Origin of the sequence: Labrys sp. KB_33_2, from assembly GCF_052114505.1 — a bacterium.
In the GTDB taxonomy this organism is placed as follows: domain Bacteria; phylum Pseudomonadota; class Alphaproteobacteria; order Rhizobiales; family Labraceae; genus Labrys.
This window is the reverse complement of sequence record NZ_JBFREW010000031.1, coordinates 1-14747: the sequence shown is the minus strand read 5'-3', so window position 1 is coordinate 14747 and position 14747 is coordinate 1. Positions and strand designations below refer to the sequence as shown.

Genomic DNA, 14747 nt, shown 5'->3' with positions numbered 1-14747 from the left:
CCCGACAACAAGGAGCTATCCGGCCATGCCAGCATCGGACCTGAAAATAGAAACTCGCATCGGCGTGCATCGCAAACCGCGTCGCATCCTATCGATTGTCTCCAACACGGCCGAGCTCAAGGGCTTTTCGGTCGGCTTCTTCGCCGAGGAAATGACGCGGTCCTTCCTGATGTTCACCGAGGCCGGCCATCAGGTGGATCTCGCATCGCCGAACGGTGGCGAGGTGATGTTCGATACCCATAGCGATCCACGTACGCCCGACGGGGCCTATGCCGACGATCTCATCAGCCTGGGTTTCGTGCATCATGCAAAGTTCGGCGCGATGCTGAAGAACACTCTGCCCATTAGCGCGGTGACGGTGGACCACTATGACGCGGTCTGGGTCGCGGGCGGCGGCGGGCCTCTCTTAACCTTCAAAGACAACATGACGCTGCACGCCCTGGTCGCGTCGTTCTACGAGAAAGGCAAGATCGTCGCGTTGATCTGCCACGGCTCGTCTCTCCTGCTGTGGACCCGCCTGTCCAATGGCAGGCTGCTGGCCGAGGGCAAAAAATGGACAGGCTTCACCGACGCGGAGGAGGAAGAGGTCAATCTCGCCTTTGGTATGAAGCTCAACGATTACACGATCCAGAGCGAAGCCAATCGGATAGAAGGAACCAGCTTCCTGTGCCGCGGCGCCAACGAACCTTTCGCTATCCGCGACGGCCGTCTGATCACCGGCCAGCAGCAATATAGCAGCGGGCTAACGGCCGAACTTGTGCTGGAAGCCCTTGATGAATAGCCGAGACTGGCCTCTGGGTGTCAGCGGAGCAGAAATCCAACATAGGCCAATTTTGGCCACAGCGATTGCTGGTGATAGACGGCTACCGCTGCATCACTACTTACCGCCTCTGCCAGGTGCTCGGCGTCAGCCAGAGTGGCTATTCCGCCTGGAAGGACCGCCCCGCCAGCCGGCGGCAGCACGACGACATGGTGATGTTGGCGCATGTCAGCTCGGCGTTCTCGCTGTCGAACGGAACTCACGGCAGCCCGCGCATGACGCGCGAGTTGCAAGATTACGGTTTTGCCATCGGACGTCGGCGCATGGCGCGGCTGATGCGCGAGAACGGCTTGCGCGGTCGGCAAAAGCGCCGGTTTAAACGGACGACCGACAGCGAGCATTGCTGGCCAGTCGCGCCGAACATCATCGACCGGGACTTCACCGTATCCACATCCAACCAGAAATGGGGCGTGGACATCTCGTACGACTGGACGCGCGAGGGATGGCTCTATCTGGCGGTCGTCGTCGACCTGTTTCCCGGCCGTGTCGTCGGCTGGGCCGTCGGCGACCGCCTGCACTGCGATCAGGCGCTCGCCGCGTTGCGCAAGGCCCTCGTCCTGCTACTCAAATACGATATGATCGAAAGTGTTGCGACGACCGGTTGAATCCGCCCAATATTGTTCGGTGGATTACCAGGCCGAACTGCGCCGCCACGGCATCCGTATTTCCCTGTCGGAAAAGGGAAATTGCTACGATAATGCGATAGTCGAGACGTTCTTCAGGACGCTCAAATCCGAGCTCGTCTGGCGCACCCGTTCCTACACCCGTGACGAAGCCGTGTAGGCCATTGCCCGCTATATCGATGGCTTCTACAATCCCGTTCGGCGCCACTCCGCGCTCGACTACATCAGCCCCGCGCAGTTCGAACAAACCGCGTCCCGCTGGGCAAATACCTCTCCATTTTTATGAGGCAAGTCCACTTCCTCCTCCAGCCACCGACAGTCTGCCGGGGCCGAAGCAAGCAACTCCAGCCTACCTAGGATGAAGCCCCGCAAGGAGCAGACTATGCCTGCGATCGATCTTTGAAAAGGGAGGCCCGGAAAAGGATGCCTTGCTGAGGCGTTATCCGGGCCTCCAGTTCTGGTCCAGGAGGGGAACAGGGAGTTTGTTGAAGGTAGCTGCCTCTTGGCCTGCCCGCAATTGTCCTTGCGGACTATGCTTTCCTTACTCCGGTGTAGTCAATTTCTAGGACTCTTATTCGCCGCCCGGCTTGACCGCCCGAACGTCGCTGTTCCCGCTTCTATCGGGAAGGTCAATGGCAAGCGCGATGGAAAACCAGCATGCGATCACCATCAACTCGACATCTCGAAAATGCCTCGGCTATTGAAAACAGGTCGGGATCTCGTACCGCAAATAGATAGCAGCCTTGCAATGAAATTGCTCTTTTTCCCGCTCGAAGACGCCCTCAGGGAGAGCTCACAAATGGCAGACTTGAGATCATCACCTGCGGCAAGGAACCGTCAAACTCGCCTTGGGCTCACCGAGTGGCGAGGAGACCCGAATAAACATCTGCAACCTGCTGGGCCACACTCTGCCAACTATAGGCCTTCTTCACCCATTGGCTGCGTTCCGCCGAAGCCACGGCATCGAGAGGCGTGGCGAGTTTTGTACGCATGGCGTGGCTGAGGGCCGGCACGTCGCCCACGGGAAAATAATCCTCTTCCGGCAGGTTGAGTTCGCGATTGGCGGTGATACCGCTGGCAAGAACCGGTAACCCAGCCCCCAGCGCTTCCAGCAATGCCAGAGGCATGCCCTCATGGCTGGAGGGCAGTACGAACAAGCCTGCTTGAGTATAAAGAGTGAAGAGGTCGTCTCCGGTACGACGACCGGCAAGGATGACGCCGGGCACGCGGGCAGCCTGGGCCGCGACCTCGCGCGAATAGGCGGCGTCGTGGTCGGCTGCGCCGACAATGACGAGCCGTAATAAGGGATCGGCAAGCTGCTCAAAGGCCGCGATCAGATCGTGCTGGCGCTTTTCCGGAACGATACGTGCAACGGTGATGACATAACGGCGCGACGTTAGGCCGAGTTCAGCCAGGATGTCGGTGTCGGTCGTCCCCTGCCGCGTGGCGACACCGTTGGGAATGAAACGGGTGGGCACGCCATAACGATGTTCCATAGTACCGGCGATCTCGTTCGAAACCGCGATACGCCGGCTCGCAAAACGCATGCCGGCAATCTCGCCCAGCCTGAGCATGCGCTTGGCCAGAGCTCCCCATTTCTCCCGATCATAATCATAGCCATGATGAGTAACTACCGTGCGCAACCCGCACAGGCGGGCCAACGGCGTCAACAAGGCAGGTCCCACTGCATGGATATGCAGAATGTCGGGACGCCTGAAGGCTGCGACCAGCACACCGAGTAGCGTATGAGCAAGCGCTTCGAACTTCATCGAGCGTGGACACCAGACCGGCAGTACCCTCACCCGGCCGACATCGTAGGGCTTGGGCGAAGGCAGATAGGGCTTTCGTCCGACGATGGTGATGTCCCATTTCTCATCAAGCCAGCGGCCGAGCTCCTCGACATGCTTTTCCACGCCGCCCTGAATATCGGGAATACCGCGCAGCCCCAGCATCATTACTCGCGGCCGGCGCTCAGAGCCTTTCTTGGTCATGCGACTACCCCGAGTGAAGCATAAAGATCCAGCATTCGCTGACGGTAGACCGAAGCGGAGAAGTCCCGTGCCACCCAGGCCTTGCCCTCCGCGCCGAGGGCTGACCTCTCCCCGACCGTCAGCCCAGCCATCGTACCGAGCGCTCGTGCAAGGTCCGCAGCGTCGGCAACAGCGGCTAGCATGCCAGTCTGTCCGTCGCGCACCAGTTCGGGAATGCCGCCGATCGCCGTGCCGATCACCGGGCGCCCCAGTGCGTATGCCTCAAGCACGCTGACAGGTGCGTTTTCATACCACTCGGAGGGCAAAACCAGGGCCTTGGCTCCCCCGATCAGATCATGCAACGCCCGTCCCGATACGTAGCCAGCGAAATGCACCGCCACCGCGCTTTTCTCCGCCAGAGCCCGCAAGGACACCTCCTCCGGACCGGTACCGGCTATGACGAGGCGGACGCCGGCCAGCGCCGCCGCTCGGATCAGGGTCGGCAGGCCCTTCTCTGGCGCGAGCCGTCCCGCATAGAGGAAATACTCCCCCTCCTCCATGTCACCGACCTGCGGGGGCTCGATGAAATTTGGCACATAGACCAGTTTGTCGGCCGGCCATCCCCATTCGATCAGCTTTTCGCGATAGAAGCGGCTCGGCAGCACCAATTTGTCGATCTTGTTACGGTATAGCCCGAGCCCGCGATGGACTGCGGTCTCCAGCGCCACCAAGGCGCTCAGAGCAAGCGATCCCTTGATGCAACGCCGCCGTACGACATTGTGAATTCGCCCGCCGCGACATGCCTCGCAGACCCCGCCATCCACCAGCATCTTATAGGCTGGGCAGGCGAGCTTGAGGTCGTGCACTGTCATCACGGTGGGGATGCCCGCCGCCTTGAGTGTGCTGAAAATGGAAGGCGACAGATGGTGATAGACATTATGCGCATGCGCGATCTGCGGCCGCGTCTTTTCAAGCAGGGCCGTGAGGGAGCGCTGAGCCTCGAAGGAGTAGATCACCTTCCCCGCCTGCGCGACCTTGGTCAACACGCTGGTCGTGCGGCCATATTCGATCTCGGAGACGAAATAATCAGACCAGGGCGATGCCTGGTTGTCGGGGTGCTGCATGGCGAAAGGCACCACATCCCAGCCGATCTCGTCGAACAGCGCCATATGTTCGAGGAAGATCGCTTCCGCTCCGCCTCGGCGATAGAAGTAATTGTTGATCGCCAGCAGCCTGTTCGATGCCCGGGCCTTGTTCACGACTGCGCTCCTTCCATACCGAACAAAGCCAGTGCGTCCCTCACCGGCAACACGGTGCAGCCCCTCACGAGTGCATATGCCACCAGCTTTTCGAAAGTCTCGGGCGTACAGCCGAATTCAGTCGGTGCCGCCGCGATGTCGTGCGTGAAGAAGATCAGCCAGCCGGGTTTGGCTACCAGTTCGTCGACGCAACCAACGAGACTTTCGGCATGCTCCTCAGGCTGGCGGATTTCCATGCCGGACAGGAAGCTCGGGTTGACGGCGCCTCGATTGATCCGTTCCCCGCCGGCGCGGCAAGTCATGAAACGGGCGTCGAACACCCGCCGGTTTGCGAAGGAGCCGGCATTGTAGGGGTAAGCGAAATTGCGCCGCTGTTCCTGCGGATCGATGGCATTGAGATAGTTCGCATTGCAGTCAAGGTCCTGTTCGAGTTGCTCGCGCACGAGACGTGTCACCTTGCGATGGGAAAAGGTATGGCAGCCGATCTCATGCCCGTGTCGCCGGAGCGCATCGCAGCCCTCTCGCGTGATCAGGCTGCGGCCCGGCTCGTGGCGTCCTTCCAGTCCGCCGGCGATATAGAACGTGCCGCGCACGCCATGCTCTTCCAAAATGCGCGCGCCATTGCTGAGCGCGGTATCGGGAACATCGTCGAAGGTGAAGGAAATTACCGGTCTCGACGCGGGTATGCGAAGGCGCGGGCCGGGCCAGCGTCGCATTAGCCGGTCGGTAACCCGGTCGAACCAATAGTCGAGCTTTTCTTTAATATCAGGCATGAATGGCCGAGTAGGAGGTTGGCTTGGAGGTTTCGTTGACCACGCTGGCCCGGGCTTGAAGGCGCAGGCCGAAAACGGCTACCAGCAGGACGAACCATATCGAGGCACCGCTCAGGAAGAAGAAACTCTCCACGCAAGCCGTATAGATGCCATAGAGCCAGATGCGCAGGAACAAGCGAGTAAGAGCAGGATTGTTGCCGGTCTTCTCGGCCTTGCCGAGGTCACGCAGCGGCAGCACGAGTAGCCATAGCACGGTGAGAACGAGGCCGGGGATACCTGTGGTCAGCAGCGTATCGAGATAGGCATTGTGGCCATTGAAGGCCTCTACGGCCCAAGTTTCGACGCCGCCGCCGCTGTAGACGAGTTCATCGGTCTGCCAGAACAGCTGGAAGCCATAACCGAACAACGGTCTTTGGGTGATGGCGGAGAATGCAAAGCGCCAGATGTCGGTTCGATTGGTGAAGGTCGGATCGACGCCGACTGCACTGACCAGCGAGCGGATCGGCTCGGAGATGGCGGAACCGATGGTGACGGTGTTCATGGCGATGACGCCGCCGATCGACAGCGGAATGCGCGACCAGGACCAGCGCTCGAACACCCAAGCCAGCACAACGATGGCGGGAAGGGCGGCGCTGGAGGTCTTGCCGCCCGTGTGCATCAGAAAGAAAGTGGCCAGCACCACCAGTACCACGCCGAGGAACTTGTTCCAGGTGGCGTAGACGTAAAAGCCAAAAAAGGCCGTCAGGACCATCACGCCTGCCGCTTCGTTCTTATGGGCGAACTGCCCGCGCCAAAATCCGGCGTTCATTGGCTCACGCAGCTCGGTCGCAAGATGGATCGCGCGATTGGGGATGAAGGTAACGCCAAAATAGGCTAAGCCCAGCGCCGCAAGCATGGCGACGCCGAGCAATTTGGCAAACTGCCTGTCGGATCGCGGCAGTATCAGGAAGATAGCTGCGTTGATGCAAGTCAAAATCGCCAACACCACCCGCTTGAGCGCGAGATCGGGATAGGTCGAGATGGCGGATACGAAAAAGAACCACACGAACAGGCAGACGAGGAGGAGGCGCGGCTGCAAGATTGTGCTGCGCAATGGGCTGGTGAGCCCGAACAGCAGCAATCCTCCCGAGAGCGCGAGTGTCACCAACTGGTTGATCAGGTTGGATTTTTCGGCACTGGGATCCAGCGTGGCAGGATCCGTCAGGTCTATGAAGGGCTTGGTTGTGACCCAGAACATATAGCAGACAGCCAAAAACAGCACCACCGCAAGGCTATTCCGCAGCTTGTTTGGGGCGCCTCCATTCATGCCGTCTGCCTGCATCTCCACTAGCCTTATGCAGCGAGTTGCTTGCGTGCGCGGCGCAGTGTTGCCAGCAGCCCGAAACCGGCCGCCAAAGCCGCGCCCAGGCCAAACCCGGCGGCAAGCCCACCGGCAGCGAGCAGCACCGTTCGCGGCGGCCAGCTTCGACTGACGGGAGGAATGGCAGTGGAGATGACACGAATATTGGTACTGTTGAGCAGTTGACGCTCGGCGGTCTCGCCGGCCCGGGTGAGAAAGGTCTGATAGATCGCACCCTTCGTCGTCATATCGCGTTGCAAGTCGTTCAACTGCACTTGCGCCTCATTGTCGGCGGCGACGGCTATGCGCGCCCTTTCAGCCTGTCCCTTGAGAGTCTCGACGGTCGCAGCGGCCTGGTCGAGCTCAAGTTGCGCTGCCCGCAAGATGCGATTGGTCTCCTCCCTGATGGCCTGCTGAGTACCGCGCAGCTCCGACCGCGCCCGGACCAGCCCAGGATATTGCGCGCCATAGGTCATGGACAACGAATCGATGGTCTGCTTGATCGATGCGTGCTGGGCTCGCAGGCTCGTCAATGTCGCGGATTGCAAGGTGCCCAGGGGGTTGGTCTCGTTGGGCTTGGGGGCCGTCAATTCGTCGTAACGCGCTTGCGCTCCCACCAGGCGGGTATTGGCGTCGACCAGCTTGGTGCTGATCTGCGCCATGGTCTGGGCGCTGAGAAGGTCGCCATTCGCTGTGGTCTGCAGGCCATGGCTCCGCTTGAACTGCGCCGCCTTTTCTTCAGCTTCCGAGGCAGCCTTCTTGAGTTCGACAAGCCTGTCCTTCAGCCCCGAGGCGGCCCGGCCGGCGGCATCGGCATCGGCTTGTGCCACCTCCTCCTGAAAGGCCTTTGCGGATGCGTCGGCAATCCTGGCGGCGGTCTCAGCTGTGCGCGCCCAAACCGCGATCGTTACCATGTAGGAGCGCTCGACCCGCTTGGCGGTGATCCTTTCCGCCAGCGTGCGCATCACCTCCAGATCCCTGTCGGGGGGGGCGGGCTTGCTGCCGAGCAGGCCGTCCAACAGCGCGAACACATTGGGGCCTGCCTTTGCCTCGCCGTTGAATTCGGGGTTGTTGGGCAAATCAAGTTCGCGGCTGACCCGGCGCAACACATTGCCAGAGTTCAGCAAGCGCAACTTGCTTTCGATATCAAGAAGCTGGCTGTCGCTTTGCAGGTTCTGCGGATAGATGTCGTTCGGCAAAACCTGCAGGTTGGCGGGCGGGACCAGAAGGTCCGTGTAAGCTGTATAGCGCGCAGGTGTCCACTGTCCGTAACTCGCGCCAGCGCCGATACCGACAAGAGCGAAAAGGAGCGGCCAGTACCAGCGCCTCGCAATCCAATTCGCCACCGCGCCTGGTGAAATTATGGCAGGAGGTGTTGGCGACAGCACGTCACGCCGCGCCTTCGTGTGCCCGGAGACCCCACTGCTTGAGAAAGGCTTGCTCGTCGTATTACTCAATCTGTACATCTATACAGTACTCTGCAGCTTCAACCGAACCGAAGCACACGGGACTGGGAAAATCGTCCGAACAGGACATATCCTATGAAAAACATATTCTAGTCCCGTACAGGAATGCAATTCGGCTCTGATCGAGAGGAGCCACGGCAGCCATCAATTGGCCCGCGCGCAGCCATTTTGCTGGGGAAGAACTCGAATTTTGCGTGCTACGTCCACGGTGGACGTATGGGCAGTAAGCCTTCGCATCTCGGAGGTCAAGACTATCTCTTCAAGAAAGAAAATATCACTCTCTTTTTTGGTTGAGCTATTAAGACATTCTGTCGATACAGTTACGTGATATGCGCTTTTGCAGCATCCAACTTTCATCGTCTTAAGTATGATAGGAGACGCTTTGGCATTGGAGAGTCCCCAATAAGTAGTATTTCTATTGACCATATCGGCATAAAGACTCTGTATTTGGTTTCATAATACCTCCATCAAATGTCTTTTGGATTCAGTGAGTTGATCGCCAGGCAAAACAATAGTACTGAGCAAGCCTGAGCTGATCTTTGCAGAGGAATGATCGGAGCGCCGATGGAAAGGCGCTTGGCCGGGTATGCTCGCTTGACCGCGGTGCTTGTTTCTCGTCCCAGTGGCAATGCCGCCGCTCCGATCCACGCCATGATCACCTCGTTGTTGGTGTTGCGTACATGGGAGTATGGGTGTGCGGCTGGAGCATGAGCCCCGATTTCGGGACGATGGGCTGGTCGTTGCCTGTAGCGATACGGATCAATGAATCTCGGTGCTGTTCCCTCTCCCGATACGGAGCGTCGCCGCGCGCTGTTCCGGCCTCGATCACGATGCGGGTCATGGCTTGGCTTGATGCTAGGCCTGATTGGCGGCGTGTTGCCAGCGACTAATCTTGCGTGGGCACAGGTCGATCAGCCTATGGCTGCTCCAGGCGAGGTAAGCCCGCCGATTGGCGAGGCCGCTCCCGCCTTGGAGCCGGACGCGCCTTCGCAGGACGATACGCAGCCTCCCCCGCCCCAAGCCACTTCGGATCAGGCTGCGGCGGTTGCAGCCCCGCCAGAGCCCCCCCCGCGCCCCCTCCTCCCAATAGTCGACGAGGGGGATCCCACCCCCATCGAAGCCGGGCGCCAGGGGGCAGACGACAACCCCAAGACCCAGCGGGTACAGCCGCAAAATCGGCGGGTGCCGGCTTTGGAGCAGCTCTTCATTCGCAACGAAATCAACCCTTTCGACCCTATCGGCCTCAAATTCGGCACGATGCTATTCCTGCCTTCCCTCTCGCAGGGCATCAGGGCCACCACGAATGTCGACGATAGCAAGCAGGGCGGTGGTGCGACTGTCTCGGAAACGCGTATTCGAGCTCGGCTCTTGAGCGATTGGTCACGCCATTCGATATTTTTGAACCTCGATGTACTCTATGCCAGGACATTGGCGGGAACTTCGTACAGAGAACCCGATATCAATTTGCGTGGCGGATTTCGGCTCGACCTGGGTGAGCGCACCGTGCTGACCGGGCAGGCCGGCTATCATTACAGCCAGGAGGAAGCGAGCGCGCCGACTACGATCCTTGGAACATCCAACCGGCCCTGGGTCCAGGAATTCGATGCAACTCTGGGGTTGCGTCATGACTTTGGACGCTTCTTCACCGACTTCAGGGCCAAGGTCGACCGTTTGACCTACGGACAAGTGGATTTTCCGGACGGCACGGTGATTTCACAGCACGATCGGGCCAATACCTATGCGGGCCTCATCCTGAGAGCCGGCTATCAGATGTCGAGGGCCATCAAGCCGTTTGGCGAAGTCGAGATCGGCCGTGACACCTATGATGAGCGGCTCGATAGTGATGGCTATCGCCGGTCCGGGGCCCGTACTGCACTGCGTGGCGGCATGGAACTGGACTTCGGCGAGAAGGTCTCCGGCGAAGTTGCCTTCGGCTACCTCAGACAATCCTTCAACGATCCTCGCCTCGCGACACTGGATGGTTTCAGCGCGGACGCGACGCTCAAATGGTCGCCACAACGAGGCACTGATGTCGGTCTGGGTATCCTAAGCCGTATCGAAGCCGCTACGGCACCGGGCGTGAGCGGCTCGCTCTATTATCAGAGCCGTCTCGAAATCAAGCGGCAGGTTCGCGCCAACCTGACCTTGAATGCAGAAATACTCGCCTATTTGCGCGACAATACCGACGGCACTGGTACCGACCACGGCCTGGGCGTGGAAGCAGGCGCAACCTATTGGTTCAACCGCAACGTCGGCGTCGATGTGAGCGCGCGCCGGCGGATAACCGACAGCTCGATACGCGCCAGACGTACCAACGAGACGAGTGTCTATGTCGGTCTCACGTTACAGCGTTGAAGCAAAGGAAGGCCCATGCAAGACAAAACACATGCAGTTGCTTCGCAGCATAGCCATCCAATGTGGCCTTCTGTATTGCCGAATGTCTCGGGAATTGAATGCGTTCGACTGGCAAGGCGAACGAGCCAATGGGAATTGTTGAAAGGGGGTCGCCTTGTACAATCGTAAGATCGTCCTAGTCATGCTGTTGGCATTCGCGCTTGCTGGCTGCGAGAGCTATCGTCCGGCGCCGCCCGCCTTTTATGAGGCGGTCAACAAACCTTATACGCTCGATGCAGGCGACCGGGTGCGGCTGACCGTCTTTGGCGAGAACGGGCTGACCAATACCTACAATATCGACCAAGGCGGTACGATCTCGGTGCCGCTGATCGGCAGCATTCCGGTCCGGTACAAGACGACCAAGCAGGTCGAGGCCATTGTAACGGCCAAGCTGCGCGACGGGGGATATCTGCTCAAGCCCAGCGTCTCGATCGAGGTGGATCGCTATCGATCGATCTTCGTCATGGGTGAGGTCGGCGCCGCCGGGCAATACAGCTACGTACCCGGAATGACGGCCCAGAAGGCGATCGCTGCCGCCGGAGGATTTACCTCGCGTGCGGGTCAGGAAAGCATCGATATCACCCGCCAGACCGAAGGTAACAGCCGCACGGAGCGGGTGCCCATCACGACAACCGTCCTGCCGGGCGATACCATCTACGTGCGCGAGCGTTTCTTCTGAGCGCCGAGTCTGGCGTTTTAGTTCGACCATCAAATCTTTCCTGCAACCCTTTCTTGGAAGTCTGGCCCTTCGAACCATGACCAAAGCTGTCTCGATCATCATGAAGACGCTCAACGAAGAAAAGCGTATCGCTGCCGCCATCGAGAGCGCGCTCAAGGCCCTGCCGGGCGGCACTGTCGAGATCATCGTCGCCGACAGCGGCTCGACCGATCGGACGGTGGAGATTGCCAGTCGATATCCGGTCACGCTCGCGCAAATTGTCGATCCGGCCCGGCCGAGCTGCGGCATTGGCCCGCAACTCGGCTTCCAATACAGCCACCACGACTTCATCTGCTTGGTGGACGGCGACATGTTGCTGGACGAAGACTTCCTCACCGAAGCGCTGGCCTTCCTGGAGGCCAATCCCAAGGCAGCGGGGGTAACCGGGCATGTGGTCGAGATGAACCTCGACAATCTCGAATTCACGCGGCGGGTTCGGCGCGCATCGCCGGAGAACCGCACCGGCACGATCGATCGTATGAACGGAGGTGGTCTCTACCGCCGTGCAGCCATTCAACAAGCCGGCTATTTTTCTGATCGCAACCTGCACGGCTACGAGGAGTTCGATCTCGGCCTACGCCTGCGCTGCCTTGGCTGGAGCCTTCATCGCCTGGAACGACATTTCGTCTCTCATTTTGGGCACACGATGAACGCCTACAAACTGCTGGTGCGCCGCTGGCAGTCGAAATATCTGCGCGGCATTGGTGAGTTGTTGAGAGCCGCGATCGGACGGCCTCATTGGGCCATGCTGATCAACGAATTGCCCGAATTGCGGTTGTGGGCTGGGGTCTATCTCTGGCTGATCACCATGCTGGCTGTGCTCGTTTTCGTACCCGACAAATCGACGGCCCTGCTGATCGACCTTGCCTTGGTGCTTGGCGTGATCGCGGCCATGAGTCTGAAGCAGCGCAGCCTGGCGCTCGGTGTCTATGCCGTCGTGGCCTGGCTCTTTCATGCGGCGGCCCTGCCACTCGGTTTTGCCCATGTCAGGCGCAGTCCGGGAGAGTGGATTGAAAGCAAGCTCTTGGCTGGACAACAGCGAAGCAAATCGTCCTGAAGAGCATGCGAGTGATGCCGAAATTGGTTGGAATGGGCCAAGGCCACAGGATTCTTGGGCTTGTTTGCGGCCTCGCTGTCATCGCGCTGCTGGTGCTCTCCGGGGCGAGGGAGGGCCGGACGGATCAATGGTCTTCGGTGCGCGAGCGGTCGATGGAAGTGGAAGATGGCAGCCCGCTCGACTTCTCTGGTTTCCTAGCCAATCCCCCCCTTGGTGAAGAGGCCCGTATCGTCATCAACGGGCAGGGCCGCCTTGCCCGCGCCGCCGCACCGGACCAGCCCATGCGCTTCCTGTGCGCCTCCTTGGCGTGGAGCCCCGATTCCGGCGGCTTTCCCGATCACGAGGAGGCGGAGCGCTATGCCAGGCAGCTCAAGCTGCACGGCTACAACATCGCTCGCTTCCATTTCGTCGATGCCGCCCTGATGTTCGGGCGCAAGCAGGATTTGGATTTCAATCCCGAGATTCTCGACCGTTTCCACTACCTAATGGCCGCTCTGAAGCGAAACGGCATCTATTGGATCATGGACGGGTTGAGTTCATCGCGAGGCGCCTTGGGCGGCTTCGACGATCGCTGGTCACTGACGGGCGAATTGAAACTCGAGGTCCAGCTCGACGAAAAGGCGTTCCAGCACTGGCTCACCTTCCAGCAAAAGCTGCTCGCCGCCGTCAATCCTTATACCGGCACGGCGCCGATCAGCGATCCGGCGCTGGTGCTCATCATTCCGTTCAACGAGAACGGCATCGAGTTCGACAGCATCGTGCACCGGCAAGACGGACAGCCTGCGTATGCCGAAATGCTGCGCGTACCCTTCAACCACTGGCTGAAGCAGCGCTACGGGTCGACAGCCGCCCTGGCCAAGGCCTGGGGGGATCTGCAGTCGCAAGAGACATTGGAGGCCACGACGATCGCTCTGCCGATCAGCGGCCGGGAAAGATCGCCGCGCATGCGCGACCTTCAGGCCTTCTTCGTGACGGTCGAGACGGCTTCCGCCGGGCGCATGACCGCCGCCCTGCGCAATCTCGGCTTTCGTGGCGTCATCGCGCCCTACAACAACTGGCCCACCCTTCAGACCAGCCTGTCGCGTCAAAACCAGCAAGCGGTAGCGATGAACACCTATCACGACTGGATCGGAACCTATGCTCCTGGAGGCTCGATCCAGCAGACCAGCTCCCTGGCCGATGCTGCCCTTTATATCAGGGTGATCGCCGCAACCCGATGGCAGGGACGGCCCTTCATCGTGAGCGAGTATGATCAGCTATTCTGGAACCGCTATCGCTACGAAGCGGGGCTTGTCATGCCGGCCTATGCCGCCCTGCAGGGCTGGGATCTGATCTGCCGGCACGGCCATGGCCCGATCATCCTGTCCTATGGCGAGAACTTCCCTCACAAGCGCCAGATGCTGCCCTATGCGATCGCGCTCGATCCGGTGGCGCGTGCCGGCGAGACCCTTGCCGCGCTCTTGTTTCGGCGTGGTGACGTTCAGCAATCGCACCTCTCCATTCCCCTCATGATGCGCGGCGAGGACGATTTGACCCTGAGCCCGCTCGATCGGGAACCAGAGGGGCTGACCACTCTCGCCTTGCTCGGCGCCATCGGTCTGGAGAGGCAAAAGGCGCCTTCGCCGGCAGATCAGGCCGTTCAAGTCCCGCGGAGAGAGAGCGACGCCGATCGGATCGCGACGGCCTTGCGTCAGAGCGGCGGGCTGAACGCCCTCAATCAGACCGACATGAACCGTGGGATCTATCAGAGCGACACGGGCCAGATCCGCCTCGATCAAAACGCTCTGCGCCTGAGCGTGATCACGCCGAGGACAGAGGCGCTCGCCTTCGCCGAACTCTCGGGAACCTCGAGCCTCGACAAGGTCACCATCGGCGATGCCACCGGGCCAGGCCTGTTCGCCGTCTCTGCCCTCGACGGCCTGCCTATCGACGCCAGCCGTAAATTGCTGGTGATCTTCGCAACGGACGCGCGCAATACCGCCATGAAGTTTTCCGACCCGAACGACCGTGTCATCGCCGACTACGGGAGGCTGCCGGTGCTCATGCGCGTTGCTTCCATTGATTTTTCCCTCCCCGGCCATGGCCGCTGGCGCCTAGCGCCGATTGGCCTCGACGGCAAGATCAAGTCCGTGATCGCCAGCGGAGAAGGCAATCTCGCCACGCGGCTGACCAATCTGGGGCCAGATGGTCCGACGACCTATTTCGTGATCGAGCGAGAACCGTGAGCGCTGCGCTCGGCTCCAGGTACTCCATCAGGGATATTCGGCGATCACCACGCCGGCCAGAACGTCCATCTGCATTTCGGGACGATCGAAGGGCGAGGCCATG

10 protein-coding genes and 1 pseudogene are annotated in these 14747 nt (G+C 60.1%); 6 read left to right on the top strand and 5 right to left on the bottom strand.

The window, feature by feature from the left end; all coding sequences use genetic code 11:
* Positions 1-25 precede the first annotated feature (25 nt).
* Both AB4037_RS33205 and AB4037_RS33200 read left to right on the top strand, forming a co-directional pair.
* A complete protein-coding gene (locus tag AB4037_RS33205; RefSeq protein WP_441774456.1) occupies positions 26-781 on the top strand; it encodes a type 1 glutamine amidotransferase domain-containing protein in 756 nt (251 codons plus the stop codon).
* Positions 782-885: 104 nt separating this feature from the next.
* Positions 886-1729, top strand: a pseudogene (locus AB4037_RS33200) (IS3 family transposase); the annotation flags it as partial.
* Between the two features lie 568 nt (positions 1730-2297).
* Here the strand turns inward: AB4037_RS33200 and AB4037_RS33195 are convergent.
* The 5 genes from AB4037_RS33195 to AB4037_RS33175 all read right to left on the bottom strand — a co-directional run bounded on the left by AB4037_RS33195 (position 2298) and on the right by AB4037_RS33175 (position 8130).
* Complete coding sequence (locus AB4037_RS33195; protein WP_441774455.1) at positions 2298-3434, bottom strand: glycosyltransferase family 4 protein; 1137 nt, start codon at positions 3432-3434, stop codon at positions 2298-2300.
* Complete coding sequence (locus AB4037_RS33190) at positions 3431-4672, bottom strand: glycosyltransferase (RefSeq protein WP_441774454.1); 1242 nt, start codon at positions 4670-4672, stop codon at positions 3431-3433. The genes AB4037_RS33195 and AB4037_RS33190 overlap by 4 nt, the downstream gene beginning before the upstream one ends.
* The gene (locus AB4037_RS33185; RefSeq protein WP_441774453.1) at positions 4669-5445 is read right to left on the bottom strand and encodes a polysaccharide deacetylase family protein; all 777 of its coding nucleotides are present in this window, start codon (positions 5443-5445) and stop codon (positions 4669-4671) included. Before AB4037_RS33185 ends, AB4037_RS33190 begins: the two co-directional genes overlap by 4 nt.
* Positions 5438-6682 carry an O-antigen ligase family protein gene (locus AB4037_RS33180; RefSeq protein WP_441774452.1) on the bottom strand — a complete coding sequence of 415 codons (1245 nt, stop codon included), beginning with the start codon at positions 6680-6682 and terminating at the stop codon, positions 5438-5440. The genes AB4037_RS33185 and AB4037_RS33180 overlap by 8 nt, the downstream gene beginning before the upstream one ends.
* A gap of 95 nt (positions 6683-6777) precedes the next feature.
* Complete coding sequence (locus tag AB4037_RS33175; protein WP_441774451.1) at positions 6778-8130, bottom strand: GumC family protein; 1353 nt, start codon at positions 8128-8130, stop codon at positions 6778-6780.
* Between the two features lie 1311 nt (positions 8131-9441).
* Here AB4037_RS33175 and AB4037_RS33170 point away from each other — a divergent pair.
* The 4 genes from AB4037_RS33170 (at position 9442) to AB4037_RS33155 (ending at position 14644) form a co-directional block, all read left to right on the top strand.
* Positions 9442-10605 carry an outer membrane beta-barrel protein gene (locus AB4037_RS33170; RefSeq protein WP_441774450.1) on the top strand — a complete coding sequence of 388 codons (1164 nt, stop codon included), beginning with the start codon at positions 9442-9444 and terminating at the stop codon, positions 10603-10605.
* A 181-nt stretch (positions 10606-10786) separates the two neighbouring features.
* On the top strand, positions 10787-11323 hold the full coding sequence (locus AB4037_RS33165) for a polysaccharide biosynthesis/export family protein (RefSeq protein WP_441774467.1): 537 nt from the start codon (positions 10787-10789) through the stop codon (positions 11321-11323).
* 76 nt (positions 11324-11399) lie between these two features.
* Complete coding sequence (locus AB4037_RS33160; RefSeq protein ID WP_441774449.1) at positions 11400-12419, top strand: glycosyltransferase; 1020 nt, start codon at positions 11400-11402, stop codon at positions 12417-12419.
* Between the two features lie 32 nt (positions 12420-12451).
* Positions 12452-14644 carry a glycoside hydrolase gene (locus tag AB4037_RS33155; RefSeq protein ID WP_441774448.1) on the top strand — a complete coding sequence of 731 codons (2193 nt, stop codon included), beginning with the start codon at positions 12452-12454 and terminating at the stop codon, positions 14642-14644.
* Positions 14645-14747: the final 103 nt, after the last annotated feature.

Coding starts and splice junctions, on each gene's coding strand:
- AB4037_RS33205 (WP_441774456.1), top strand. CDS start 26: ATGCCAGCATCGGACCTGAAAATAGAAACTCGCATCGGCGTGCATCGC.
- AB4037_RS33195 (WP_441774455.1), bottom strand. CDS start 3,434: ATGACCAAGAAAGGCTCTGAGCGCCGGCCGCGAGTAATGATGCTGGGG.
- AB4037_RS33185 (WP_441774453.1), bottom strand. CDS start 5,445: ATGCCTGATATTAAAGAAAAGCTCGACTATTGGTTCGACCGGGTTACC.
- AB4037_RS33180 (WP_441774452.1), bottom strand. CDS start 6,682: ATGTTCTGGGTCACAACCAAGCCCTTCATAGACCTGACGGATCCTGCC.
- AB4037_RS33165 (WP_441774467.1), top strand. CDS start 10,787: ATGCTGTTGGCATTCGCGCTTGCTGGCTGCGAGAGCTATCGTCCGGCG.
- AB4037_RS33160 (WP_441774449.1), top strand. CDS start 11,400: ATGACCAAAGCTGTCTCGATCATCATGAAGACGCTCAACGAAGAAAAG.
- AB4037_RS33155 (WP_441774448.1), top strand. CDS start 12,452: ATGGGCCAAGGCCACAGGATTCTTGGGCTTGTTTGCGGCCTCGCTGTC.